The sequence below is a fragment of the Coleofasciculus sp. G1-WW12-02 genome, from assembly GCF_040219735.1.
In the GTDB taxonomy this organism is placed as follows: Bacteria; Cyanobacteriota; Cyanobacteriia; order Cyanobacteriales; family Coleofasciculaceae; genus Coleofasciculus.
The window spans coordinates 11,497-36,496 of the sequence record NZ_JAVJRX010000145.1; the positions used below are offsets into that span (position 1 = coordinate 11,497).

17 protein-coding genes and 1 pseudogene are annotated in these 25,000 nt (G+C 44.4%); 9 read left to right on the forward strand and 9 right to left on the reverse strand.

What is annotated here, in order from left to right; translation table 11 throughout:
- Positions 1-5 precede the first annotated feature (5 nt).
- Together pyk and RID09_RS23480 are read right to left on the reverse strand one after the other, a co-directional pair.
- The gene (gene pyk / locus RID09_RS23475) at positions 6-1,433 is read right to left on the reverse strand and encodes a pyruvate kinase (RefSeq protein ID WP_446338333.1); all 1,428 of its coding nucleotides are present in this window, start codon (positions 1,431-1,433) and stop codon (positions 6-8) included.
- 93 nt (positions 1,434-1,526) lie between these two features.
- A complete protein-coding gene (locus RID09_RS23480; RefSeq protein ID WP_446338334.1) occupies positions 1,527-2,858 on the reverse strand; it encodes a M16 family metallopeptidase in 1,332 nt (443 codons plus the stop codon).
- A 352-nt stretch (positions 2,859-3,210) separates the two neighbouring features.
- Between RID09_RS23480 and RID09_RS23485 the strand changes: the two genes are divergently transcribed.
- Positions 3,211-4,149, forward strand: coding sequence for an Rpn family recombination-promoting nuclease/putative transposase (locus tag RID09_RS23485; protein ID WP_446338335.1), 939 nt, complete (start codon positions 3,211-3,213; stop codon positions 4,147-4,149).
- Between the two features lie 433 nt (positions 4,150-4,582).
- Here RID09_RS23485 and RID09_RS23490 read toward each other — a convergent pair whose 3' ends face one another.
- The 3 genes from RID09_RS23490 to RID09_RS23500 all read right to left on the reverse strand — a co-directional run bounded on the left by RID09_RS23490 (position 4,583) and on the right by RID09_RS23500 (position 6,552).
- On the reverse strand, positions 4,583-5,590 hold the full coding sequence (locus RID09_RS23490; RefSeq protein ID WP_446338336.1) for a protein rep: 1,008 nt from the start codon (positions 5,588-5,590) through the stop codon (positions 4,583-4,585).
- Between the two features lie 279 nt (positions 5,591-5,869).
- Positions 5,870-6,238: an aspartyl protease gene (locus RID09_RS23495; protein ID WP_446338435.1), complete on the reverse strand. Its 369-nt coding sequence runs from the start codon at positions 6,236-6,238 to the stop codon at positions 5,870-5,872.
- Positions 6,235-6,552 (reverse strand): hypothetical protein, encoded by a 318-nt coding sequence (locus RID09_RS23500; RefSeq protein ID WP_446338337.1) that lies wholly within the window; start codon positions 6,550-6,552, stop codon positions 6,235-6,237. Before RID09_RS23500 ends, RID09_RS23495 begins: the two co-directional genes overlap by 4 nt.
- Positions 6,553-6,811: 259 nt before the next feature.
- Here RID09_RS23500 and RID09_RS23505 point away from each other — a divergent pair, with 259 nt between their 5' ends.
- From RID09_RS23505 to RID09_RS23515, 3 genes are all read left to right on the forward strand, one after another.
- Positions 6,812-7,789, forward strand: a complete 978-nt coding sequence (locus RID09_RS23505) for a carbohydrate ABC transporter permease (protein WP_446338338.1) — start codon at positions 6,812-6,814, stop codon at positions 7,787-7,789.
- Entirely contained in the window at positions 7,786-8,688 is a 903-nt protein-coding gene (locus tag RID09_RS23510; protein ID WP_446338339.1) for a carbohydrate ABC transporter permease, read from the forward strand. The genes RID09_RS23505 and RID09_RS23510 overlap by 4 nt, the downstream gene beginning before the upstream one ends.
- A 141-nt stretch (positions 8,689-8,829) precedes the next feature.
- The gene (locus tag RID09_RS23515; RefSeq protein WP_446338340.1) at positions 8,830-9,432 is read left to right on the forward strand and encodes a hypothetical protein; all 603 of its coding nucleotides are present in this window, start codon (positions 8,830-8,832) and stop codon (positions 9,430-9,432) included.
- A gap of 201 nt (positions 9,433-9,633) precedes the next feature.
- On the opposite strand, the pseudogene RID09_RS23520 reads toward RID09_RS23515, so the two are convergent.
- Positions 9,634-9,819: pseudogene (locus RID09_RS23520) on the reverse strand (DUF433 domain-containing protein); the annotation flags it as partial.
- 134 nt (positions 9,820-9,953) lie between these two features.
- On the opposite strand from RID09_RS23520, the gene RID09_RS23525 reads away from it, so the two are divergent.
- Both RID09_RS23525 and RID09_RS23530 read left to right on the forward strand, forming a co-directional pair.
- Complete coding sequence (locus RID09_RS23525) at positions 9,954-12,338, forward strand: tetratricopeptide repeat protein (protein ID WP_446338341.1); 2,385 nt, start codon at positions 9,954-9,956, stop codon at positions 12,336-12,338.
- 181 nt (positions 12,339-12,519) lie between these two features.
- Complete coding sequence (locus RID09_RS23530; RefSeq protein ID WP_446338342.1) at positions 12,520-13,623, forward strand: ABC transporter ATP-binding protein; 1,104 nt, start codon at positions 12,520-12,522, stop codon at positions 13,621-13,623.
- Positions 13,624-13,694: 71 nt separating this feature from the next.
- Here the strand turns inward: RID09_RS23530 and RID09_RS23535 are convergent, their stop codons facing one another.
- The 3 genes from RID09_RS23535 to RID09_RS23545 form a co-directional block, all read right to left on the reverse strand.
- Positions 13,695-14,678 carry an adenosine deaminase family protein gene (locus RID09_RS23535; RefSeq protein WP_446338343.1) on the reverse strand — a complete coding sequence of 328 codons (984 nt, stop codon included), beginning with the start codon at positions 14,676-14,678 and terminating at the stop codon, positions 13,695-13,697.
- A gap of 349 nt (positions 14,679-15,027) precedes the next feature.
- The gene (locus tag RID09_RS23540) at positions 15,028-15,231 is read right to left on the reverse strand and encodes a hypothetical protein (RefSeq protein WP_446338344.1); all 204 of its coding nucleotides are present in this window, start codon (positions 15,229-15,231) and stop codon (positions 15,028-15,030) included.
- A 65-nt stretch (positions 15,232-15,296) separates the two neighbouring features.
- Entirely contained in the window at positions 15,297-16,415 is a 1,119-nt protein-coding gene (locus RID09_RS23545) for an aspartate carbamoyltransferase catalytic subunit (RefSeq protein WP_446338345.1), read from the reverse strand.
- 301 nt (positions 16,416-16,716) lie between these two features.
- Here RID09_RS23545 and RID09_RS23550 point away from each other — a divergent pair, with 301 nt between their 5' ends.
- The 3 genes from RID09_RS23550 (at position 16,717) to RID09_RS23560 (ending at position 24,540) form a co-directional block, all read left to right on the forward strand.
- On the forward strand, positions 16,717-17,736 hold the full coding sequence (locus RID09_RS23550) for an SH3 domain-containing protein (RefSeq protein ID WP_446338346.1): 1,020 nt from the start codon (positions 16,717-16,719) through the stop codon (positions 17,734-17,736).
- 63 nt (positions 17,737-17,799) lie between these two features.
- Complete coding sequence (locus tag RID09_RS23555) at positions 17,800-18,759, forward strand: type IV pilin-like G/H family protein (protein WP_446338347.1); 960 nt, start codon at positions 17,800-17,802, stop codon at positions 18,757-18,759.
- 309 nt (positions 18,760-19,068) lie between these two features.
- Positions 19,069-24,540: an AAA family ATPase gene (locus RID09_RS23560; protein WP_446338348.1), complete on the forward strand. Its 5,472-nt coding sequence runs from the start codon at positions 19,069-19,071 to the stop codon at positions 24,538-24,540.
- Positions 24,541-25,000 lie beyond the last annotated feature (460 nt).

Here is a 25,000-nt window from a genome sequence, read left to right on the forward strand (position 1 = left end):
GTAATTCACGCGCTAATCGTATGAAGCTTGAGCAAGTTCGTTCCGCCTGGGATTTTTGTCGGAATCCCAGCGATAATCAAAATTTTGTCTCCCGCTACCACTAAATTCCGTTTTAATAACTGAGTTTGGGCTTGATTAACTAGCTCTTCAAAAGACTCAACTTCTTGCTCGATTAACAGGGGTTTAACCCCCCAAACTAAATTCAAGTTGTGGTAAACTTCTAAATTAGGAGTTAGAGCAATAACAGGCACTCCTGGACGCTCGGCGGCGGCTAGTTTGGCGGTGTGTCCTGTACTGGTGAAAGCCGCAATACAGCGCAAATCCATAATCTTATCAATCGTGTTGAGCGCTTCACTCAGAGCATTGGCTTCACTGGTTGCGGCTGGGGGATAGTTAACAAACTTAATTTCGGGTTCCACATCCGTGGCAATACGGGCTAGCATTGTCACGGCTTTAAGTGGATATTTACCCACGGCTGACTCCCCGGAAAGCATAACCGCATCGGTGCCATCAATAATTGCATTAGCCACATCGCTGGCTTCAGCACGAGTTGGACGGGGATTATTAATCATACTGTCGAGCATTTGGGTTGCTGTGATTGCCGGAATCCCCTTTTGGTTACAAATCCGAATAATCTTCTTTTGCAAAAACGGCACTTTTTCCGGACTCATTTCTACACCCAAATCTCCCCGTGCTACCATGATACCGTCGCACTCATTAATAATGGCTTCTAAGTTCGCGATCGCTTGAGGTTTTTCGATTTTGGCAATCACTGGTAGGGAGGAGGCATTGTGCTGCTGGAGAAATCCTTTGAGAGTACGAATATCTTCTGCAGAACGAACAAAGCTTAAGGACACCCAGTCAACCCCTTGAGCAATGCCAAATTCCAAATCTTGTTGGTCTTTGTCTGTCATAGAGGGTAGGCGATTTAGGCTCAATCCGGGCAGATTAACACCTTTACGGCTTTTGAGTATACCCCCTTCGACAACTTGACACTTAACAGTATTGCCCTCAATTTCCTCAACCCGCAGCTCTAAGAGCCCATCATCCAGCAGAATCTGCACTCCGGGTTCCGCTTCTTGAGCCAAGTGGGGATAGTCGATAGAAACTGTTTTGGGTTGATGATTGAATTCCGAAATGGGAACTAAGGAAATGGATTCTCCTTGAACCAGATTAATTCCTTCATCGGAGAGTTTACCGACTCGAATTTTCGGTCCTTGTAGGTCTTGGAGTAAAGTAATCGGTGTATCTAATTCCTCTTCAATAGAGCGTAGCAAAGAAATCGTGTGAGCATGGTCATCGTAGCTACCATGGGAGAAGTTTAACCGTGCCACATTCATTCCCACTTGCACCATTTGCTTGAGGATGTCTGGTGAATTACTTGCAGGACCAATGGTAGCAACGATTTTAGTGCGATTGCTTAGAGGTTTCATTATCAATTAATTATTCCTAAATTGTGGTAGGGGCACGGCATTGCCGTGCCCTATTATCTTATTTATCTCGTCCCGTTATCTCTTCCCGTCTATTTACGCTGGTTTCATCGTCACAATACCATAAGCATCCGTTGCCAGATAATCCTGGGCAGCCTGTTGAATCTGGTGAGCATTGACGGCTTGAATGCGAGCCGGATAATTTAATGCCGGGGTTAAATCACCTAATTGGGAGTGATAATAACCATATAGACTGGTGCGATCGCTCGGTTTCTCATTACTGAAAATGAATCGATTCGCCACTTGGGTGCTAATTCTGGCAATGTCCGCCCCATCGACGCATTCCGTTTGTAACCGACGAATATGCTCCGCAATCGCCGCTTCCACAATTTCTAAGTTCTCTGTGGGAAGCTGGGCGGAAATATAAAATATTCCCTGTAGCTGCTGGGTCATATTACTCACCCCAATATGAGTCACCAGTTGACGGTCTTCGCGCAAATCTCGCACCAACCGCGACATCCGCCCCTGTCCTAAAATAGCGGCTAAAACGTCTAATGGATAGGTACTTTCTAACTGTGTTAGTCCCGGTACTCGCCAAACCATGACCAATCGCGCCTGCTGTAATGTCGAGTCTACATACTCTTGGCGCACAATGTCGGTAAACGGCGCTTCTGGCTTATAGGTAAGACGGGATGATTGGGGATTGGGCGAAGCATTCGCGTTGGGATTTTGACCGACAACCGATAAATCTGGGAGCATAAGCTTCGCCCCTACGTGGGCAAATCCTTGGGCTACTGTTTCAATCAACTCCTCCACAGGTAAATTGCCCACCGCTACGGCTGTCATCGTTTTGGGCTGATACCAGGTGCTGTGAAAGTCTCGCATCTGCTGAGAGGTTAAGGTTTCAATCACAGATGTGGGTCCAAGTACCGGGCGACGGTAGGGGAGGTAGTCAAAGCTGGTTTCTAACGCCCGCCGAAAGGTGCGGCGACGGGGACTATCTTCCGAACGCCGAATTTCTTCTAACACTACTAGCCGTTCCCGTTCAAAGGCGTCATCGGGAATGAGGGGATTTAATACCACATCCAGTTGCAAGGGCGCGAGTTGAGCAAAATCCTTGGGTGCTGTGGTGATGTAGTAATGGGTGTAATCATGACTCGTTGCCGCATTAGTCACTGCACCACGTTCTTCAATCAGCCGCTCAAATTCGCCACTGTTCAGGCGTGGTGTTCCCTTAAAGACCATGTGTTCGAGAAAATGTGCCATACCGTTAATCGGGTCAGATTCAACGGCAGAACCCACATTCACCCAGACATTCAGGTTAACCGCATCGACAGGCATCTGTTCTGCCACAATGGTTAGACCATTCGGTAATGTCTCAAGGGTTGGGGCATTTAGAGGTGGAGTTTTGAGCAGAGTTGAGGTCATCTGTTACTCGCTTGCTTTGCAGTTGTGCCATGTTTCTCTATGTTAATGGGTTTGTCAGATTCCCCCGGCATATCCTAGTGCAGCGCGGCAAAAATACTTGAGCAGCTTTGTAGATACGATGAAGCAGGGGGAGCAGAGGGAGCAGAGGGAGCTGTTAACTGCTCAGTTATTTCTGCATTCTTGCACTAGGGAAAGCTGGTCAAGCTACGGCAGAAGGTCACAAAGCCACAGGGTTAAGCTACTACAAAAAGGCAGAAGGCAAAAGGTTCTAACTGCTTTGTTTTGTACTGTTAACGGGTAACAGGACGGTAAAATAAAACCATATTCTCTGAATTTAGACTGAAGGGGGAACATGAAGTTTATTAGTCCTAAAGTCGATTATGCCTTTAAAAAAATATTTGGCTCTGAACAAAGCCAAGCAATTTTAATCAGCTTTCTCAATGCCATAATCTATGGGGGTAATCAGATTATTCAATCCTTAACGATTGTCAATCCCTATAATCCGGGTCAGGCGATGACGTTAAAAGATACTTACCTAGACGTAAAAGCTGTTTTAGAGGACGGATCTATCGTCATTATTGAAATGCAAGTAGCGCGGGTAAGTGCTTTTAGTAAACGGGTTGTTTATAACCTGGGGAAAGCCTATACCAATCAGTTGGGTATAGGAGAAAATTATCTAACACTCACCCCGGTCATTGCTTTGACAATCACCGACTTTATCCTGTTTAACCAGACGACTGATGTGATCAATCAATTTGTTTTTCAGGAAAAGACGAAAAAATTTGAATATCCCGATGCAGAATTACAACTATTTTTTATAGAATTGCCAAAGTTCAAGAAAACCCTATCTGAATTAAGCAGTTTAAGCGATAAGTGGATTTATTTTATTAAAGAAGCGGCAACCTTAGATACAATACCAGATAAATTAGGGGAAGTCAATGAAATAGAACTCGCTTTAACAATTGCTAATCAAGCGGAAATGACTGTAGAAGAGTTAGAATTCGTCGATCGGCGAGCGATGATGTTCCAAGATGAGAAAGGACGGATCACTTATGCTCAAGAAGAAGGGAGAAAAGAAGGCAGAAAAGAAGGGAGAAAAGAAGGACAAATAACGGAAGCGATCGCGTTAATCTTGCGTCAACTCAAAAAGCGCTTTGGCGAGATTCCCAGGGCGATGACTAGCCAAATTGAGGTGTTATCACTTGAAGACTTGGAAAGTTTAGGAGAAGATTTTTTAGACTTCAATCGTTTGGCAGATTTGGAACATTGGCTGGAAGCAAGGGGCGATTGAAATCGCTGCTACACAAACAAAGTCCGCCTGCGCGGACTGGGTTATAACGGGGGTGGATAACCCGGATTTGGTAGGAATTATTATCGCTGCTTTCTGCATTGGCGCAAATAGTATTTGGCGTTGATTCAGGGGAATTTACGGTTAAATTTGATGGCAATTTGTGAGGAATTTTGGCTTATTGGGTATTCTTCCCTAGGATATTGGAATTACTCTAAGTCAGTCGCTTTATAGGTTTTATGGGTACGGCTTTGAGGGTGCGATCGCGCTGATCAACTCTTTGCGCTTTTATTCCTCAATTTTTATTGATTTTTAATTACTATACTCTTTGCCTCAATCGCTTTTTATATCTCTTTTATTTCAAGAATTCAGGCTATTTATTGCTTGACGAATTATTGGACAATCGCTTGGACAATCGGGACGAATAGTCTAATTCCTAACCTTCTGGTTCTATTGCTGGAGGGTTAGGTTTTCTACATAACTCATGTCTCACAGTTCCCTGTGTGCCTACGTTGGCATTCTTTCTGATTGTCTCCCTTGTTACTCTGCTATACATCCCCAACTCTCGCTTCCACGTAAACGATACATTCTCATCATCCACCTCATCCCCTTCCTGACTAATTCGCTGTTTATGTTCCAACTCCATCTGTCGCATATATTGCCTCAAAACACCACCCACAGCTACACCTCTGGTTTGGTGCAGTTGGCGGGTTAACTCCAGAAACCATTCTCGATTCGCCACTAAGTCTGATTCCTTCACCTGATACTTGAGGATTTCTGGGATAATCACCGTTGGGTCATCACTCTTCGCGATCGCACTCACATGGAGGACAGGTGTATAATCGATTCGCAAACACTGTTGCCATAATTGTCCCCACTTGGCTTTGGCAATATAGCCATGACTAAAATAGGATGGTGGCACCATCGCCAACACATGGAAATGGGGATGTGCTGATTCTCCATCTTTACCTTTAGTCACTTCCACCGATTTAACCCATCCCTTAGCGGACCAAGCTTTTAACTCCGTCAACCGCTTAAATCCTCGATTCATCCAATTTAACGTGGTTCGCAATTCCTCCAAACGACAATTCTGAACCGTCAACGTGATAAACAGCCAACGGGATTTAGGATAATCTGCAACAACTTGAGGAATCACCTTATACGCCCTAGCTTTCCACATCAGACTCCGCCGCCACTGACAAATCGGACAGTGACGCACTCGACAAAATCTGGCGTAAGATAGTTTAAATTCGAGCAAATCCTCCGTTGACTCTGGGACTAGGCAAAACTCCAGGAATTTGGCACAATCACGCATCCGATGGGCATAGCGCTTAAAGCTACCTTGACCTTGCCTGTAAAAACCCGAGATAATATCAGCATTGGCTCGATGCTTTTCCCAAGCTTTATGATGGGGAGACAGGTTCGATAAACTTATCTGCGCCATGAGTTAATCTCTGGATATATAATTTTTGAATTAGTTGTCCTTTTTTAGGATTACATATTATCCTTTCCAATTTCTTAACCCCCCTTAATCCCCCGTGCAAAAAAAGCGAAGCATCCTCTGTTCTCCCCCCTTGCAGGGGGGAACGAGGGGGGTAGGGGGGAAACTAAAGACGGTGTGGTTCCCACCCTAACCCTCCCCTTGATAAGGGGAGGGTTAGGGTGGGGTTGTTTAAGACTCGCGCCCGCCCCGACAAACTCTCACAGGCGCTTCTTTCGCCATTCACCCCAGCGTCAACATTCCAGTTGCAAAATTCACCGCCAGTGGTAGCATCTTCAACCACTGTAAACCGAGTAGCGGTTCGGATATACCTGATCCAGCTAATACTGGAATAATATATTCCCTTTCATCCAGAAAAACCCTGCCTTCATATATATCAAAAAAATCCTCCCCTTGTACCATTCGCATCGCACGTTCACCTTCAATCATCGACCAACCCAAGCTTTGGACATCTTGAGCATCAAGCGCTAAATAACCCGTTGTAAAGCCTGTATCTAATAACACATCAATGGGGTATCGTTCTGCATCAGCGCCAACTAAATCAATTTCAAAGATCAATTCACCAATCTCACCAAACTTGCCTGAAATCATATCTTGCCACAAGTTCCGGTTTCGTTAAGGCGCATAATTCCCACCATACCGCTTGGGTATTTTTGACGCGCTTTTTGCATCGCCACGTCTTCATCCGGATCAATAAAATAATCCCCACTGTTTGGTTCAATAATCATAAACCAGTTGTAATGATCTCGGATGAGTTGAGGGCTGACTTGAGCAAAAATCTCTCGATAGCGCTTTATCCGGGCATTTTTTTCCGCTTCCCGTCTGGCTAACTCCTCTGGGGGTATCGTATATTCCGGAAATAGTCTGCCTTGACGACGAGGACGAACGGATTTGGTGCGAGTCATTGGTTTAATTCTTAGAGAGTAGCGAGGATACAATTATTTTACAAGACTTAAACCAGCAGAATTGACACTTCCCGCTTTAGCACAGCTAGTGCATGACGACTTTTTAAGCAGCGTGCAAACTAGGGTGAATGTCACGCTCCTTAAGGCTGGTGGGCAATGCCCACCCTACTTAGCACAGACAGATAGGATAGAACGATTATCATAGAGGATGGTAACAGGATGGATTGATATCGGTTTCCTCCAGTTAGAGTAAATTCTTATGTCAGTTTTCAGTAAAATTATCAGTGTAATTATTGCCGTAATTATTGGCTGTGGCGGTGTGCTTGGCTTCTTTTATGCCATGAATTATCTAGCCAACACCTTACCTCATAAATGGCAATCGCGAATTCTACCTTGGATTTATCTCGCTCCCGCCCTGCTGGTGCTGACGGCATACTTGATTTTACCCACGCTGAACACAATTTACATCAGTTTTCTGGATCGGCGATCGCAAAATTTTGTCGGACTAGAAAATTATAAGTTTGCTTTCACCAGTGAGGCGATGCTGGTGGCGTTTCGCAATAACCTATTGTGGCTGGTTCTGGTGACGGGGTTTAGTGTCGGGTTTGGCTTGATTCTGGCGGTACTCATGGATAAGGTACGGTATGAACCTATCGCCAAGTCCCTCATCTTTTTACCCATGGCGATTTCTTTTGTCGGCGCGAGTGTGATTTGGCGGTTTGTCTATGCCTTTCGTCCAGCTGGATCAGAGCAAATTGGTTTACTCAATGGTATCATCACCAGCCTGGGATTTGAACCCGTGGGTTGGTTAGTGGAACGCTCGATTAACAATTTTGCCCTAATTGCGATTATGATTTGGCTGCAAACCGGCTTCTGTCTGGTGTTGCTTTCCGCAGCGGTTAAAGGGATTCCCAAAGATATTATCGAAGCCGCCCGGATGGATGGGGCGAGTGAGGTACAAATTTTCTGGCGGATTACTATCCCGATGATTCGTTCCACCTTGGCGGTGGTGACAACCACAGTGGTGATTATGGTACTTAAGGTGTTTGATATTGTATTTGTGATGACGGCGGGGAATCAAGGCACAGAAGTGATTGCTTCGCGGATGATTAAAGAAATGTTTAACTATCGCGACTATGGCAGGGGGAGTGCGATCGCGGTTATCTTATTACTAGCAATTGTACCAATTATGGTCGTGAATATCCGCCGCTTCCGTCAGCAAGAGGCAAGTCGATGAAATCTAAACGTCGCCGTAAATCGAATTCTGTGAAACATCTGTCTCATCAGTTGCGAAATGCCTTCAATAGCCTTCCGGTTCATCTGAGTTTAATCGTCATTTCCTTAATTTGGACATTACCCACCGTTGGCTTGTTGATTAGTTCCCTACGCCCGAAGGATGACTTGTTGGAAAGTGGCTGGTGGATGGTGTTTCAACATCCCTTTGATTTCACCCAATATCAGTTAGGGAATTATATCGATGTTTTGACGGCGGAAGGAATGGGACAAGCGTTTCTGAATAGCTTTGCCATTGCCATTCCCGCGACACTTATTCCCATCGCTATCGCCACATTTGCCGCTTATGCTTTTTCTTGGATGACGTTTCCGGGGCGTCAGTTGTTATTTATTTTAGTCGTGGGGTTGTTGGTTGTCCCCTTACAGATGACGCTGATTCCGGTATTGCGATCTTATAATCATTTGGGATTATCGGGTTCGTTTTTAGGCGTGTGGTTAGCCCATACGGGATATGGTATGCCGTTAGGGATTTATTTACTCAGAAATTATATCGGTTCCCTACCCAAGGATTTAATCGAAGCGGCGGCGGTGGATGGGGCGTCGCACTTAACCACGTTTACTCGCTTAATTGTACCCCTTTCTCTCCCCGCGATCGCATCCTTTGCCGTGTTTCAATTTTTATGGGTATGGAATGATTTATTAGTCGCCTTAGTGTATCTAGGCGGAACACCCGATGTCGCCCCCTTAACCATGCGTTTAACTACGTTGGTAGGTTCTCGTGGCGAAGCTTGGCATTTGCTGACAGCCGGGGCTTTTGTCACCATGATTGTACCCCTGATTGTGTTTTTTGCCCTGCAACGGTATTTTGTCCGGGGGATTTTGGCAGGTTCAGTTAAGGGTTAATGTCTTATGTGTAGGAACAGGAAACAGAGGGGAAAGAATACAGGCTTAATAAGTAATAGTACCTAATATAGCTTTTCTTAAAATCTGGGAACTTCCAGTTTCTCATCCCAGTCTCGGTTAATCATCCTCTAGGAAAAAAACATGCCAAAGACATTTGTTGGAGCCACCTTAATCCTGCTGAGCCTGAGCCTTCCTGCAGTCGCCGCCACCAACCAGAAATACCAAGTCAAAGGACAAACGGCTGATGCCTACTTTTATCAATCTGACGAGTGTAATTACACCAGTGTAGGGATTTTTGCCTCTGATAACGTCAGCAAAAGCGCTCCAGGTGCGCCAACCGCACAGAAGGGTGCCTATATCTATTACTCTACCTATAACTGGTGTACTGGAGAAGGTTCCTATGGCGATGGCTTTGCTACAGACGTAAACTTTACTAGTGATAAGTCTCTCAAATCAGCGGCGTTAAATGGCACATTCGCAGTTAATGATTACTCGTCAGGGGCTACCAAAAACGTGGATGTGGCGGTAATGTGGACGGGTACGGGGGATACGTACCGTGGCAACAGCCATTCTCACTATCAAGGACCTGCCTTCACATCGAATTATCGGTATGTTGGCGCCCATAGTGATGCAATGGTTTCAGGAACTATCACCTCAGAGGGCAAAAACCTGGTTGAAAATCTGTCCAGCTTTGGTTCTCTAAGCTCGTCTAACAGCGGGTCTATTGAGATTATTAGAAAGTAGACAGTCGGTAATAGCCTGTCTGGTCAAACTACCCTTATTATAAAATGTCTTAAACTCTTGCTTTTATCGCCTTGCAAGTAAGGGTAATCGTCAGCAGTTGAACAACCACGTAGGGGCACGACATGTCGTGCCCTTACCCTAAGCAGAATTTCTGTTTAAGTTCTAATTTCTTATTTATCAATTGCGATTAATGATAAAAAATCATGCTTCTAGTTGATGTCTAGCTTTCTGCTGTTGGAGTTTTACCCAAAGAGTTTCTCGCCCTGGTTTTGGCGGCATTGTGGCAACACGAGCAGCATGATCACGATTGCGCTCCTGCCAATACTGTCGATTTTCTTCAGCCTGTTTCAGAGCAATTTGATACTCGGCTTCAACATCAGGGCGATTGGGAGCATGTCAGGGAAAGGACAAACTATTCAAGCTAACTCTGATAGAACCCTAAAACGTTCAAGGGAATTTGGTGGAGCAGATGCTTTGTCGTGGGAGAAAGGTTATGCTGAAGTTAGATTTGGCAACTCGGTATGGATTGGACTATCCCACTGCGCTCACAACAAGCGGACTTCATCCAAAGGCTGAAAGCTGGTCATCTATTGCATTGTGAAGCACAAGGACAGCACAGCGAATTAACGGTTATCTCCGGCAATAAGCTAAAACAACTGCGAGACTTTTGCTGGGAAATGGCTGAAAAGTATAAGCAAAATTCCCGTGTCCGTAATGTCTTTATCAATAATCTGAAAGGAAAGTTGGGAGAGGAAGTTATCAAAGCTCGTTTAGGGGACTTTGTTACTGAAGTTGACTATGAACAACGACTCAGTGGTGATGGTAAGGTTGATTTTAGGTTAACATCTGACCCATCCGTTGGTATCCAGGTTAAAGCACGTCACGGTAGTATTGATTCAGTACGATGGTGGATTAGTCAAGAAGAAATCAATAAAAATGCTGTCTTGGTTTGCATTTTGATCCAAGAAGAAATCAGTGAAGCACAAGCTAAATACAACTTAATATTAGCTGGTTTTATACCAACAACAATGCTACATTGCAGTCAAGGAAAAGCCTCTGTAGGAGTAGATAAATTACTGTACTCTGCTGGTTTGCACAGCTACCTAGAGAGCCAAAAACTTTTAATCAACACTGAAGTTAAACCGGAAAATAACCAAGAACAATATATTCAGCAATTATCACCTAAGCAAGGATTTATAACTCCTGATAATGCAGATCAAAAAACATATATACATCGCCAAATTGTAAATTTAGTTATTGACCATTTCGTTATTAGTATTAGTTGCTATAACAGAGGTGAATATCAGGATGCAATAGCCAACTGTAATAGAATTTTACAACTAAATCCAAGCATTGCTGAAGTTTACGGTTTGCGAGGAAATGCTCGTTCGGCTATTGGAGATAAACTAGGTGCAATAGAGGACTATACCCAGGAAATCTGGATTAATCCCATAGCAGCCACAGCCTACAAAGATAGAGCTAATTTACTTTATGAAATAGGAGACATCCCAAGAGCTCTAGAGGATTTAAACCAAGCAATCAAAATTAATCCAGGCTATATTGCAGCGTACTTGGGTCGAGCTTATACCCGTTATTTTATCGAAGATTATCAAGGTGCAATGGAGGATGTCAATTCAATAATTACAATAGATTCAAATAATGCGTCTGCTTATTTTTTAAGAGCTGAAATTTGTTCGGCTATTGGTGACAAAAACAGAGCCATTGAAAACTATACCCAAATAATTAAAGTTGCTCCAGAGAAGGCTGAAAATTCTTATTTATTGCGAGGTAACATTTATTGTTCATTAGCTAAGCCACAAGAGGCTATCGCCGATTATACTCAGGCACTTGCTCTTAATCCTAGCTTTACCAACGCTTACTTAAACCGGGGTATTACCCGTGCTGAGATAGGAGATAAAAAGGGCGCGATTGAAGACTATACCCAAGCCATTAGGATTAACCCTGATGATAGTACTGCTTATGACTACCGAGGTGTCGTCCTTTTAAATATAGGAGATATTAATAAAGCCATTGAAGATTTTACCAAAGCCATTATAATTAATCCGGAAAATTATATTTTTCATAAAAACCGAGGAGTGGCTTACTATTATAAAGGAGAGCTGAATAAAGCAATTGAGGATTTGAATCAGACACTAAGTCTTAATTCGGATGATACAATTTCTCACTCGTTCCGAGGTTTTGCTCGTTATGCATTAGGAAATAAGCAAGGTGCTATTGAGGATTTCAATCAAGCTATAAAAATTGATCCTAATAATTTCAATGCCTTTTTTCGCCGTGGCTGTGTTTGTTATGATTTAGGAGACAAGCAGGGAGCCATGAAGGATATCACTCAGGCACTGAGAATGAATCCTTACTGGGCTGAAGCTTATTTACAGCGGGGAATTGTTTGTTATGATTTAGGAGATGAACAGGGAGCGATTGATGATTTTACCTTGGCAATAACCAATAATCCCAACTTAGCTGATGCATATTTTGAGCGGGGATATCTCTTTTATATGGGGGGACTTAAAGAACAAGCTATTGAGGATTTTACAGAGGTAATTAGGATTAATCCTAACTTAGCCGAAGCATACTATAATCGAGGGGTTGCTCACTATGCCATGGGAAATAGACAGAAAGCAAGCGAAGATTATTATCAGGCGAAAAAACTAAATCCTAATTTGTCTAAACTACCAAAGAGTTGTATGATTCCCGGCAATTTGAGTTATAATTATCTCCTGAATGAAGAATTTATAGAAGAATATTATTACGATGAAGATGAAAGAAAACTTGATTATACCTTAGAGCAAGACTACTTTCTTAAAAGAGCTGATGACAGATCTATGGATTGGGGATATCTATGTGATATAGATGATTGCGATGATTACTTTAGTGGAATTGATTAATTATTAAATAGTAACATTTGTGGAGTTTTAGATCAACAGTAATTTCCCTTTAAAGTATTGGTAATGAACAAATTCTAAATGTCAACTAGCAAAGCTGGACACTTTATCAAGCAAGTATTAATATTTTATAATAGCATACCATTGGGGCATCTACGTCTAAATTCCCAATTCAGGTTCTAAAATGGCTAGTGTTATTTTTGAAGGCGTCAACAAACAATTTGCTGATTTTATCGCGGTCAATGATTTAAATCTGACTATTGACGATGGTGAATTCCTCGTCTTTGTGGGTCCCTCTGGCTGCGGTAAAACTACCTCCCTACGGATGCTGGCGGGACTTGAAGATATAACCCAAGGTAGTATTTATATTGGCGAGCAGCGAGTCAATGATGTTCCGCCCAAAGAGCGGGATATTGCCATGGTTTTCCAGTCTTACGCCCTGTATCCCCACATGTCTGTCTATGAAAATATGGCATTTAGTCTAGAATTACAAGGGAAGCGTAAAAGCGAAATCAAAGCCCGTGTTGAAAGTGCAGCCAAGCAATTAGGAATTGACCATTTACTGTACCGCAAACCCAAAGAACTTTCCGGAGGACAGCGCCAGCGAGTTGCGGTGGGTCGCGCCATTGTGCGGAATCCGGCTGTATTTTTAATGGATGAACCGTTATCCAATTTAGATGCTAAATTACGGGTACAGGCGCGGGCAGAAATTAGTAAACTGCATCATGAATTAGGCACTACATTTATTTATGTCACCCATGACCAAGTGGAAGCAATGACTATGGGAAGTCGCATTGCGGTGATGAATCAGGGAGTTTTACAGCAAGTTGATACCCCAGAAAAGCTGTATAATTATCCGGATAATGTCTTTGTGGCTGGTTTTATTGGGTCTCCAGCCATGAATTTTTTTGATGCTAAGTTAACCAGTAAAGATGAAAAGTTATATGTAAAAGCAGACTCATTTGAACTTCATATTCCTCCAGAAAAAGCCCTATTTTATCAACATTATTCAGGGGAAGAAGTTATCTTTGGGATTCGCCCAGAAAACATCCATGATCCTGACTATATTCCCCCAGGTATTCGTCCCTCCTCTGTTCAAGCCACAGTATCCGTTACGGAAATGATGGGGAATGAAATCATTGTTTATCTGACGACGCCAACAAATCACGAATTCATCGCCAGAGTTGATCCGCGATCACGCATGAGTGTGGGACAATCGGTTAGTGTGGTGTTTGATCGGTCTCAGTTTCACCTGTTTGACAAGCACAGCCAACAAGCCATTACCTGATTTTCTGTTTCCTTGAACATTGTAGAGACTCCTCCGGTGGAACCTCTCCCGGTGGAAGGTCTATCTGACACTCATTCCCCAGGAGGAAACCATGCTTCGAGTTCTGCGATGAGACGATCCCGAGTGAACTCATCAAGAATTGCCTGACGAAAGGCATTCCGAGTCCAGCGTTTGAGATCAGAGATTTTTGCCTGTCGCGGTGTGATCAACCGCGATAATTCATCGGTGAGGTTACAACCAAAGAAGGTTGGATCGTCGGAATTTACTGTAACTGGGACACCTGCTGCATCAAGGGCAAAAATCGGATGGTCTTGATAAGAAGCGACATTTTGCAGTCGTTCATTTGAAGTAGGACACATCTCCACAGTAACACCGCGATCGCGCAATAGTTCTACTACTTTTGGATTTTGAATCGCTGAAGTGCCATGTCCAATCTGGTCAATGCCTAATTTTTCAACGGCAATTTGGATGTTCTGTGCTCCAGTCATTTCACCGGCATGAACTTTGACTCGTTTGCCTACTTCTGTTGCCAAATCAAGCGCGGGTTTGAACATGTCTGGGGGCCAGCCGACTTCGTTCCCTTGTAGATCAAATCCTGTGACGATGGAAACCAACCGAGTTCTCCGCACCCAGTAAATCGCGTCCTCAACTCCCTGATTCCGGAGCAATCCCACAAATATACGAATCCTGCAATCCTTGGCGCGAGCCCGTTCTATTTCTGCTTCGAGTAATCGGAAAACGTCACTAAGGGAAGCTCCGAGTTGTTCTACCAATGCAGCAGCGACATTGATCTCGGCATAGCGGATATTCTGCTTTAATAAGCCTTCTACCACATCGTGAATCAGTTCTGCATAACCGGAGGGAACCCGTAGCCACGGATAAATGTATTGCTCAAACAGAGTCTGAAACTCTCCAAAATCGCTAAACCGGAAGTCAGGTGCATACCAAGGTGGTACTTTGGGTAACTCCGCGCCATAATGCCGTTTATGTGCCATGCGTAAGGTAGACCAGCTTGGCGCTCCCTCTAAATGAAGATGCAGCTCGGCTTTAGGCATTTTGGATAGTTGACGCTCCTCGCCCTAAAAGTGCGAGGATTCTTGGTTCTTAGACACACCTTACAATTATCTATCCTTGCGGCAATCCTTAAACCAAAAGCCCGTAGAAAACTACCAAGCGTCGAGTTTAAGTTAGATAATCCCAGAGGGCTTGTCTCCCCAAGCGTAATGGTACTTTGTCGAGAGTGTCTGATGCATCCGTTTTCTCTCTTTCGGTGTGTTTCTGTCCGCCCGACAGTACACTTGTTTTTAGTCTCACGACTAACGCATTTTGCACTTTTGGAGGTATCGGCACTCATTTAAGTCCATGCGTTTTTTAAGAGGTTTCTCGCGCCTCACGTACTAGCATCTACTTTACGTGATAATTATCGATTTCTCGATTGGCGATACTCACGACTTTCGCCCGTGCTAGACTACTCTTATAGTGTAGCAGATTAACCACTACAATGTCCAGAAATAAAACATTAAAAGTGGCTAGAAACTTCATCAAAGGCTTGTCGAAAAAGTCCCGATGGCAGGGGGAGGCTTGAGACCCAAGTTTTCGGTCAAACATCTATCTGCCGCTCATGGTGTAGGAACTCCACTAAATCTTAAGTCATTATTCACAAATGACCGATATTAAGACTTCCCACTCCCCATCAGATAAAGTAGCGCCATGCGTACCGCAACACCACTGGTTACCTGTTGAGAAATTAAACTGAATTCCGGATCATCCATTAACTCTGAACTAATTTCCACGCCGCGATTGACGGGTCCGGGGTGTAGGACTTTGACTCCAGGGTGGCAAAGTTTCAAGCGATCGCGCGTTATCCCATAACGCTGATGATATTCTCGCAAACTGGGCAACAGATGCGCTGTCATGCGTTCTTTTTGTAGCCGTAAGGTCATGACAAAATCCGCATCTTTGAGCGCCGGTTCAACATCCCAATGCAAGAATAGCCGACGATTGGGGATTGGGGATTGGGGATTGGGGATTGGGGATTGGGGATTGGGCGAAGCATTCGCGTTTGGATTTGAGTAGAAACCCGATAGATCGGGGCGCGAATGCTTCGCCCCTACAGCCCCGACGACCCCTACCTTCCCATGGACATACTCAGCAAACTCCTGGGGTACTAGGGTTGGTGGACCGGCTAAATGAACCTCAGCACCACTCGCCGTCAGACTCCAAATATTAGAACGGGCAACCCGTGAATGTATGATATCCCCGACAATGGCAATTTTTTTGTCTGCCAAGAGTTTCAGACGAGGATACTCAAAATCCAATAGGGATGTAATTGTAAACAAATCCAGCAACGCCTGGGAGGGATGTTCATGCTGACCATCTCCCGCATTTAGGATACCGACATTCGTATCCAGGCGATCCATTTCAGTCGCGATCGCATGAGGAACTCCAGCTTCTCGATGGCGAATTACCATCATATCCGCACCCATTGCTAAATAGGTTTTTGCTGTATCGAGAATGGTTTCTCCCTTGGTCAAAGAAGAGGTTCCCGGTGCAAAATTCAGTGTATCCGCACTCAACCGTTTTGCTGCAAGTTCAAAACTACTGCGGGTGCGAGTTGAGGATTCAAAAAACATATTCGCCACTACCTGACCTTGCAAAGCCGGGACTTTTTTCGTGCGCCGGGAGAGAATTTCCCGACAGCTAGCGGCTGTTTGTAAGAGGGTGTCGTATTCAGCCGACGTAAAATCTTCCAGGGAAAGGACATGGCGGCGAGTCCAAGTGGCAGTAGCCATAAGAATAAGAACGCGAAATGGATAGAGAAGGGCTAACCGTTACTATAGTCTCCATTCCCCTCTCACGACAAATAAATTTGATCAACTAAACCTTTCTTTTGAGGGACGTTAGCCAGCTTGATTATTTCTAATAATGCTATAAGAAAAGAAAATTATAAATTTAGATGAACCCAGCCGTCGTCGTTTCGTTATCCCCAACTACCTTCTGTCGCAGGTAAACCGGGAATTGATCAGGGTATTGAGTCAGTCTTGTCTACGGTTAAGGTTCATCGCCGTGATAAACAAACAGTGAGGTGTTCTGATGGAAACACTAGCCTATACCCATTTGTCGATCGCCCAAGCCGATAACATGACGTCCCACTCCCAGTCGAGTGCTGATGGGTTTTTCTGGGAGTCACAGTTTGATTGGAAACTACCGAGTTTAGCCTGGATTCAGGGATTAGCGTTGGCGATCGCACTGTCTTCATTAAGCTTAACCAGTAGCGCTTGGGCGGCTGTGGTTGATACTAATAGTAATCCCCTAAATGTGCGATCGGGTCCCGGTGTAGGGTATCGCGTAGTTAGCACTCTCGCTGATGGAACCACAATTAATCTCAGTGGTCGTAATGCCGATGGCTGGTCTCAACTGAGCAATGGCAACTGGGTCGCCTCTCGCTGGATAACAGGTGAAGGTGGCGGTAGTACTGTTCCATCCTCCGGTGTCTTGCGTCCCGGTAGTACGGGGGGAGCCGTAACTAATCTGCAAAATCGGTTGCAAGAGCTTGGGGTCTATAATGGACCGGTCACCGGCTATTATGGTCGCCTCACTGAAACCGCTGTGAGAACGGCTCAGGCGTCCCGGGGATTGACACCGGATGGGATTGCTGGACCGACGACGTTAACCGCCTTATATGGTGAGGATGGGGATGGGGGAGGTGGGACTCCCGTGACGAATACAGCCGTTGTCAATACCAATAACAGTCCCCTCAATGTGCGATCGGGTCCGGGTTTAGGGTATCGTGTGGTGGGTACGGTAGCCGATAACCGAACGGTTAGCCTCAGTGGTCTTAATGCCGATGGCTGGTCTCAACTGAGCAATGGCAACTGGGTCGCCTCTCGCTGGATAGCAGGTGAAGGTGGCGGTGGAGCTCCAGGGACAGATACAGCCATGGTGACGACGAATGGGAGCCCTCTGAATGTGCGATCGGGTCCCGGTTTAGGGTATCGGGTTGTTGATACCGTAGCCGATGGCGTCGCGATCGCCACAACGGGTCAGACGGCGGGTAACTGGATACGGCTTGCTAACGGTGGCTGGGTCTTTTCGGGATGGGTGGCGACATAAGTAAGGGTTTGGTAACCAAACCCCTACGGTCGTCAAATGGGGGTCATTCGTCATTCGTTTTCTTTGTTAAAATCCAATCAGTTGCTGGGTTGGATTGCCATGCTTAATCCTGTTTCTCTATTGCTTGAGTTGTGCCGATCGCGTTTGATATTCGTTCTTTTAGCCTTCCTTGTCGCTAGTGGCGTTCCATCTCAAGCGCAATCTGAACCGGATAATCCATCCCCTGCATCCGAGATGCGATCGCCAACGGATGCTGTTACCCAGCAATTAATTGGCGAATGGCTTGCCACTGATCCGGAATCGGGGGAATCCATCCGGTTAATATTTGCCCCCGATAACCAATTATTTTTTATCTTACCGGCTCAAGATGGGTCGGCTGTGGCAATCGAGGTGGGTTACCAAATTCAGACGGCGACTCAACCGATGCACCTGGATATGGCACTCACACCCGATGAAATCGCCTTGACCATTTTTGAGTTAACCCCAGAGGGGAAGCTACGTTTAGAATTTAAAGATGTTACGCCGGGACAACCTCGACCCACGGCGTTTAGTGATGCGGCGTTACTCTTGGCAAAGATGTCGGATAATACCACAGTATCCGAAGATATTTCTGTAATTGAGTTGGAAACCACCGCCAACCGATCCAGCCAAGGGATTCCGATGCAGTACATCAGCCTCTTAAATCGCGCTCAGCAAGTGTATTATCTAGAAAATCGTCAATTTGCCAATACCCTTGAACAGCTAGAAATCGCCACAAACCTAGAAACCGCCTTGTATACCTACGAAATTGTACCCTCAGGCGATCGCGCTCAGGGTGTAGCGATTACAGCACGTCCCAAAGATGAGGGACTTCCTAGTTATATTGGTGCGGTATTTGTCACCACCGTTGATGGGTTTCAAACAACCGTCTCTGGAATTTGTCAGAGTGATCAACCCGCTACCTCACCGCCGCCAATGCCAATTCCACCTTCAGCCGATTCTACAGAGATTCAATGTCCTGCTGGATCTCGTCTTTTACAGTAAGTAGGGGCTGCTGTAGGGAGTCTTGCGGTGTGGATGTGTCATAGGGAATAGGGAATAGGCAATATAATGCGAGCATCTTGCTCGCTACCCATTCCCAATTTAAATGTGTGACAAGCTTATCGCTCACTCCTGCGTGTGATACCAAATCCGGGTTAGCTACCCCTGTTATAAACCAGTCCGCGCAGGCGGACGAAAGGCAAGTGTAGCAGCGATTTCAATCGCCTCCTCTTGCATGGGGTAATAAAGGCGGATTTAGTATGATAGGCTATCACCTTTAAGCAATCCTCTCAGTGTTTCCCCATCTACCCTATGGTTACCGTTGCTGGCTGTCGGATTCTGGCTCAAATCTATGAAAGTCGTAACTCTCTAGTCTATCGGGGTATCCGAGAATCGGATCAGCAGTCGGTGATCCTCAAAGTTCTCAAACAAGATTATCCTACGCCCACAGAAATTAACCGCTATCAACAAGAATATCAAATTACGCGCTCTCTCAATTTTGGTGGTGTGGTTCAAGCCTATAGCTTAGAACCCTATCAAACCACCTTGGTGATTATCTTTGAAGATTTTGGTGGTTCCTCGTTAAAATTCTTACTCCAGGAACGGGGATTTACGCTCAAAGAATTCTTGAGTATCGCCATTCGCAACGCCGAAAGCTTAGGTAGAATTCATGCTGCCCATATTATTCATAAAGATATCAATCCTGCCAATATTGTTTTCAATCCTGAAACCGGACAACTGAAAATCATTGATTTTGGCATTGCCACGGTTTTATCCCAAGAAAACCCAATTCTGAAAAATCCCTCCGTCTTAGAAGGCACATTAGCCTATATGTCACCGGAACAAACGGGGAGAATGAACCGGGCGCTGGATTATCGGACTGATTTTTATTCGTTAGGAATGACGTTCTATGAATTACTCACCCATCGCCTTCCCTTTGAAACCGATGATCCCCTAGAATTAGTTCATGCTCATCTGGCAAAAGAACCCATTCCGCCTCACCAGATTAATCCAGAGATTTCGCCCGCCCTCTCTGCTATTGTCATGAAATTATTGGCAAAAAATGCTGAAGATCGGTATCAAAGTGCCTGGGGACTGAAATCCGATTTAACGGTTTGCCTGATGCAATTACAGATGAAGGGAACAATCGAACTATTTCCCCTAGGGCGCCAGGATATTTCTGAGCAGTTTCAAATCCCCCAAAAACTGTATGGTCGAGAACGGGAAATTGAAATTCTATTGGACACCTTTATTCGGGTTACTGGACGTAGTTTATTAGAAGACCCAACGCCAAACTCAATAAGGGCGGGTTCTGAAGAAAACTTATCGTCAACGGCGACACAAAATTCCCTAAACCCGTCCCTACAGACTCGAAACTCCCCCAAGGAGATGATGGTTGTATCTGGATATTCCGGTATAGGGAAGTCAGCGCTAGTCCAGGAATTATATAAACCCATTACTCAACGGCGGGGCTATTTTATTCGCGGCAAGTTTGACCAATATCAACGGGATATCCCCTACTCAGCCGTGATTCAGGCGTTTCGAGAATTAATCAAACAGTTGTTAACAGAAACTACCCTGCAACTAACCCAGTGGCGCAACCACCTCTTAGCGGCATTGGGGGGGAATGCTCAAATTATTATTGATGTCATTCCTGAAGTTAAACTGATTGTTGGCAAACCTGTTCCAGTTCCCAAGTTACCTCCCACAGAATCACAAAATCGTTTTAAGTTCGTTCTGCACAACTTTATCCAAGTTTTTACCAAACCTGAACATCCATTAGTGATTTTTCTGGATGATTTGCAGTGGGCGGATAGTGCTTCGTTGAAACTGATCGAATCGTTGATGAACTCCTCAGATCAGGGTGAGGCTGAGTTTCATATCGGCGGGATGTTTCTGATTGGTGCTTATCGGGATAATGAAGTGACAGTTTCCCATCCCTTACGATTCACATTCGAGGCAATTCGCGCCAGCGGAACCATTATTCATGAGATGGTTTTAGCGCCCTTGGAATTAATCAGCATTATTCAATTAGTTGCAGAAACGCTCAAATGTTCCCCTGATCATGCCTACACTTTGGCTGAATTAATCCAGCTTAAAACTGGAGGTAATCCGTTTTTTATTAATGAGTTTATCAAATACTTGTATCAAGAAAAGATGCTCACATTTAATTCTAAACAGGGAGTGTGGGACTGGGATTTAGCCCAGATTCAAGCCCAAAACTTTACCGATAATGTTGTTGCTATTTTGGCAGATAAGATTAAAACATTACCGCCCCAGGTGCAACAGGTTTTACGGTTTGCTGCTTGTTTGGGAAATTCCTTTGAACTGAAACCCTTAGCCCTAGTTTTAGGCGAATCTCTATCCGAAACAGCGGTGCAATTATGGCACGCGATCGTGGAAGGGTTAATTGTTCCTTTGGGGGAAGACTATAAGTTAATCAGTCAAGCGGATATGACTCAAACTTTATTGGATCAACATCAAAGAATCGCCTTGAATTCCCTCTTCTCTAAAACACACAGAGACATTCAAACCTTAACCATTCAATACCAATTTGTCCACGACCGAATTCAACAAGCCGCTTATTCTCTGATTCCTGAAGAAGAATGCCAAGCGGTTCATCGGACTGTCGGTCAATTATTACTGAAAAATACGCCAGCCGACCAGGTATCAGACTCTCTGTTTGATATTGTTAACCATCTGAATATCAGTATTGAGTTAATTGAATCCCCTGAAGAACGGCATGAATTAGCTCAATTGAATCTTTGGGCAGGTCAGAAAGCGAAAGCCGCAACTGCTTATGAACCTGCGAGAAAATACTTAACCATCGGTCGCGAACTGCTGCCGTCAGAGAGTTGGCAGGTGCAGTATGAATTGACCCTCAACTTGTTTCTGGAAGCCATCGAAGTTGCCTATTTATTGACCGATTTTGAAGCCGCCCAAATTTTAACCGATGATGTGCTAAATCGGGCGCAAACTCTGATGGATAAAGTCAAGGTTTATGAACTGCAAATTTTATTTGATAGTTCTCAAAATAAAATGCTGTCCGCCATCCAAACCGCACAGCAGGTGTTAAACCTATTGGACATCCCGCTAACTGAAACACCTCCAGTTTATCAAATGGTTGAGGCGTTAGTGGATTTGCCGGAAATGACTGAACCCACTCAATTAGCGGCGTTGCGAATTTTAATGTCTGTGATGGCACCTGCTTATATTGCCAAACCCTCCCTATTACCGTCGCTGATTTTAACCATGGTCAATCTCTGTATTCGCCATGGAAATTCCTCCCTCGCCGCTTACGCCTATAGCGTTTATAGTTTGCTGTTATGTGGTCAACAAGAAACAATTGATCAAGGCTATCGCTTTGGTCAGTTAGCGTTGAAATTATTAGATCGTTTTCCTGCCAAAGACGTACAAGCCAAAGTCTATCAGCAATTTAATGCGTTTGTCCGACCTTGGAAAGAGCCAGCTATAAAAACATTAAATCCATTACTCGATACGATACAAACGGCAATTGAAAATGGTGATATTGAATATGCTTGTCACTGTACAGTAAACTACTGCACTTATTCATTTTTCGTCGGACTGCCCTTAACTGAGGTTGAATCCAAACAAGCTCAACATCTGGAACTGAATCGGCAGTTTAAACAAGATTATCAGATTGGGTATATCACAATTTGGCGGAATTTATCTTTATGCTTAATCAAGGCTGACCATTATCCGACATTAGACTGGACGGTTTTTGATCGCCTCCTTCCTGATTTATTAGCAGCAAAGAATCAGATTTCAATTTTGTCTGTTTATTGGGCGAAGTTATTCCTGGCTTACTTATTTGGTGATGAACAAGAAGCGGAAAGGCTGGTTGGGTTGGCTGATGAGTATAAGGGAAGCGTGAATGGCTTATTAAATAGTGTTTTAACCAACTTCTATTCCTCTTTAGTCCTGTTATCTCTGTGCCATTCAGCCAGTCCCCGTAAACGCAAACGCTATCTCAACACAATAGCCAGACAACAAAAAATAATGCAAACCTGGGCAGACTATGCCCCTTGTAACTTTCAGCATAAATATGACTTAGTGGAGGCGGAACGGGCGGGATTACGCGGAAAAATCTTGCCAGCAATGGAGTATTATGATCGTGCAATTCAAGGTGCTAAAAAACAGGGTTATCTTCAAGACGAAGCCCTAGCTTATGAACGAGCCAGCAATTTCTATCAACGATTAGGTCGGGAAGAAATTGCCCAAACCTATTTACAAAAAGCTCATTACGTTTATACCCGATGGGGGGCAATGGCGAAAGTTAAACAGTTAGAAGCCACCTATTCCCAATGGCTTTTGACTCGTGTGAATAATAATGAGTCTGGGGGGCTATTAAAAAAAAGTTCAACCCTGACCACAACCACCCAAAATGGCAAAAATTCGTCAGAGTATCTTGACTTAAACAGCGTTATGAAAGCGGCGCAAGCGATTTCCGGTGAGATTGTATTGGATAAATTACTGGCGGCGTTGATGAAGATTTTGATTGAAAATGCGGGGGCGCAAAAAGGATTTCTGATTTTAGAGACGAAAGGAAAACTACGAATTGAAGCCGAGGGACAGGTGAATACGCTGACCCAATCCTGTACAGAGTGCAATCAAATTCAGGTCTTTCAATCGACTGACCTAGAAGAGACGCAAGTGGTATCCGTCGCCGTCATTAACTATGTGGCACGAACTCAGGAGATTGTGGTGTTAAATGATGCCCTAAATGAAGGACAATTTAGGCAAGATTCCTATATTCAAACCAATCAGCCGAAGTCAATTCTCTGTGCGCCGTTGATTAATCAAGGAAAATTGAGCGGAATTGTCTATTTAGAAAATAATTTGACAACGGGAGCATTTACAGCTAGCCGATTGGAACTCTTGCGTCTCCTATCCGCGCAAGCGGCTACCTCGATTGAAAATGCCCGTTTCTATAGCAGTTTGGCTGAATTGAATCAGGCGTATGAACGGTTTGTGCCGCGCCAATTTCTCCATTTTTTGAATAAGGACAGTATTGTTGATGTCCAGTTTGGGGATAATGTTCAAAAAGAAATGTCAATTCTGTTTTCTGATATTCGCTCCTTCACAACCCTATCCGAAACGATGACACCGGAGGAGAATTTTAAGTTTATTAATGCCTATTTGTCGCGCATGGAGCCAGCGATTACTGAGCACCATGGCTTTATTGATAAATATATCGGCGATGCGATTATGGCATTGTTTAGTGGTCAGGCTGATGATGCAGTTAAGGCTGGAATTGCGATGCTACACCAACTGAGGATTTATAATCAACATCGACAGAATTCTGGCTATCCTCCTATCCGGATTGGGATTGGGATTAATACGGGAGGGTTAATGCTAGGAACCATTGGTGGAGTCTCCCGCATGGATAGCACAGTGATTAGTGATGCGGTGAATTTAGCCTCTCGCATTGAAGGGTTAACCAAATATTATCAAGTCCCCTTATTAATCTCTCATCATACTTTTTCCCGTTTATCTAATCCGGGGAATTATGCGATTCGTCTGATTGATAAAGTTCAAGTAAAGGGTAAATCGGAATTAGTCACCGTTTATGAAGTGTTTGATGCCGATTTACCTGAGATTAAAGCGGCTAAATTAGCCACGTTACAAACCTTTACTGAAGCTTGGTCATTTTATAACCTGAAGGCGTTTGCTGAGGCGGAAAAACGCTTTGCTGAGGTGCTCCGGGTGAATCCTCAAGATCAAGTGCCCAACATCTATCTCAACCGTTGTCAACAGCAATAATTCGTCATTTGTCAGGGAACAGGGAACAGGGAACAGGGAAAAGGGTAAGGTAGAGTTTTGAGTTAACTCACGACTTCCCCATATTTCTCATCTCCCCCAGCTCACCTTCTCATCGAGTTGATCTGACACTCTACCGTTGGGACATTGCTGCTGTGGCGCGAATTAAAATATTATACGAATGTTGTAATACAAGTCATACGCTAGTATAACATAATGATGGCTTTGAGCGAGAGAGGCTAAAGGACTGAATTCTTCAGTTCTGTCTAGTACCGCTACCTTGAACGTACAGAGGCGATTAGTCTCTGTACAAAAGTCGAAACTGTTTAGCTGTAAAGCTTTCCGGTGAATGGGATAGGTGGGAAACGTTCACGAGGAGGGTCTAGCTAATGCTTTTCAGACTTTTGGCAAAACCATACTAATTTGATAAAAACGTCTTTTTTTGAGTTTTACCCTAAAACTA

Excerpts from the sequence above, each read along its gene's own strand:
- RID09_RS23535 (WP_446338343.1), bottom strand. The coding sequence starts at position 14,678 with ATGCCTAAAGCCGAGCTGCATCTTCATTTAGAGGGAGCGCCAAGCTGG.
- RID09_RS23480 (WP_446338334.1), bottom strand. The coding sequence starts at position 2,858 with ATGACCTCAACTCTGCTCAAAACTCCACCTCTAAATGCCCCAACCCTT.
- RID09_RS23500 (WP_446338337.1), bottom strand. The coding sequence starts at position 6,552 with ATGACTCGCACCAAATCCGTTCGTCCTCGTCGTCAAGGCAGACTATTT.
- RID09_RS23560 (WP_446338348.1), top strand. The coding sequence starts at position 19,069 with ATGGTTACCGTTGCTGGCTGTCGGATTCTGGCTCAAATCTATGAAAGT.
- RID09_RS23545 (WP_446338345.1), bottom strand. The coding sequence starts at position 16,415 with ATGGCTACTGCCACTTGGACTCGCCGCCATGTCCTTTCCCTGGAAGAT.
- RID09_RS23485 (WP_446338335.1), top strand. The coding sequence starts at position 3,211 with ATGAAGTTTATTAGTCCTAAAGTCGATTATGCCTTTAAAAAAATATTT.
- RID09_RS23510 (WP_446338339.1), top strand. The coding sequence starts at position 7,786 with ATGAAATCTAAACGTCGCCGTAAATCGAATTCTGTGAAACATCTGTCT.
- pyk (WP_446338333.1), bottom strand. The coding sequence starts at position 1,433 with ATGAAACCTCTAAGCAATCGCACTAAAATCGTTGCTACCATTGGTCCT.
- RID09_RS23540 (WP_446338344.1), bottom strand. The coding sequence starts at position 15,231 with ATGTTTGACCGAAAACTTGGGTCTCAAGCCTCCCCCTGCCATCGGGAC.
- RID09_RS23530 (WP_446338342.1), top strand. The coding sequence starts at position 12,520 with ATGGCTAGTGTTATTTTTGAAGGCGTCAACAAACAATTTGCTGATTTT.
- RID09_RS23490 (WP_446338336.1), bottom strand. The coding sequence starts at position 5,590 with ATGGCGCAGATAAGTTTATCGAACCTGTCTCCCCATCATAAAGCTTGG.
- RID09_RS23505 (WP_446338338.1), top strand. The coding sequence starts at position 6,812 with ATGTCAGTTTTCAGTAAAATTATCAGTGTAATTATTGCCGTAATTATT.
- RID09_RS23525 (WP_446338341.1), top strand. The coding sequence starts at position 9,954 with ATGGATTGGACTATCCCACTGCGCTCACAACAAGCGGACTTCATCCAA.
- RID09_RS23515 (WP_446338340.1), top strand. The coding sequence starts at position 8,830 with ATGCCAAAGACATTTGTTGGAGCCACCTTAATCCTGCTGAGCCTGAGC.
- RID09_RS23495 (WP_446338435.1), bottom strand. The coding sequence starts at position 6,238 with ATGATTTCAGGCAAGTTTGGTGAGATTGGTGAATTGATCTTTGAAATT.
- RID09_RS23550 (WP_446338346.1), top strand. The coding sequence starts at position 16,717 with ATGGAAACACTAGCCTATACCCATTTGTCGATCGCCCAAGCCGATAAC.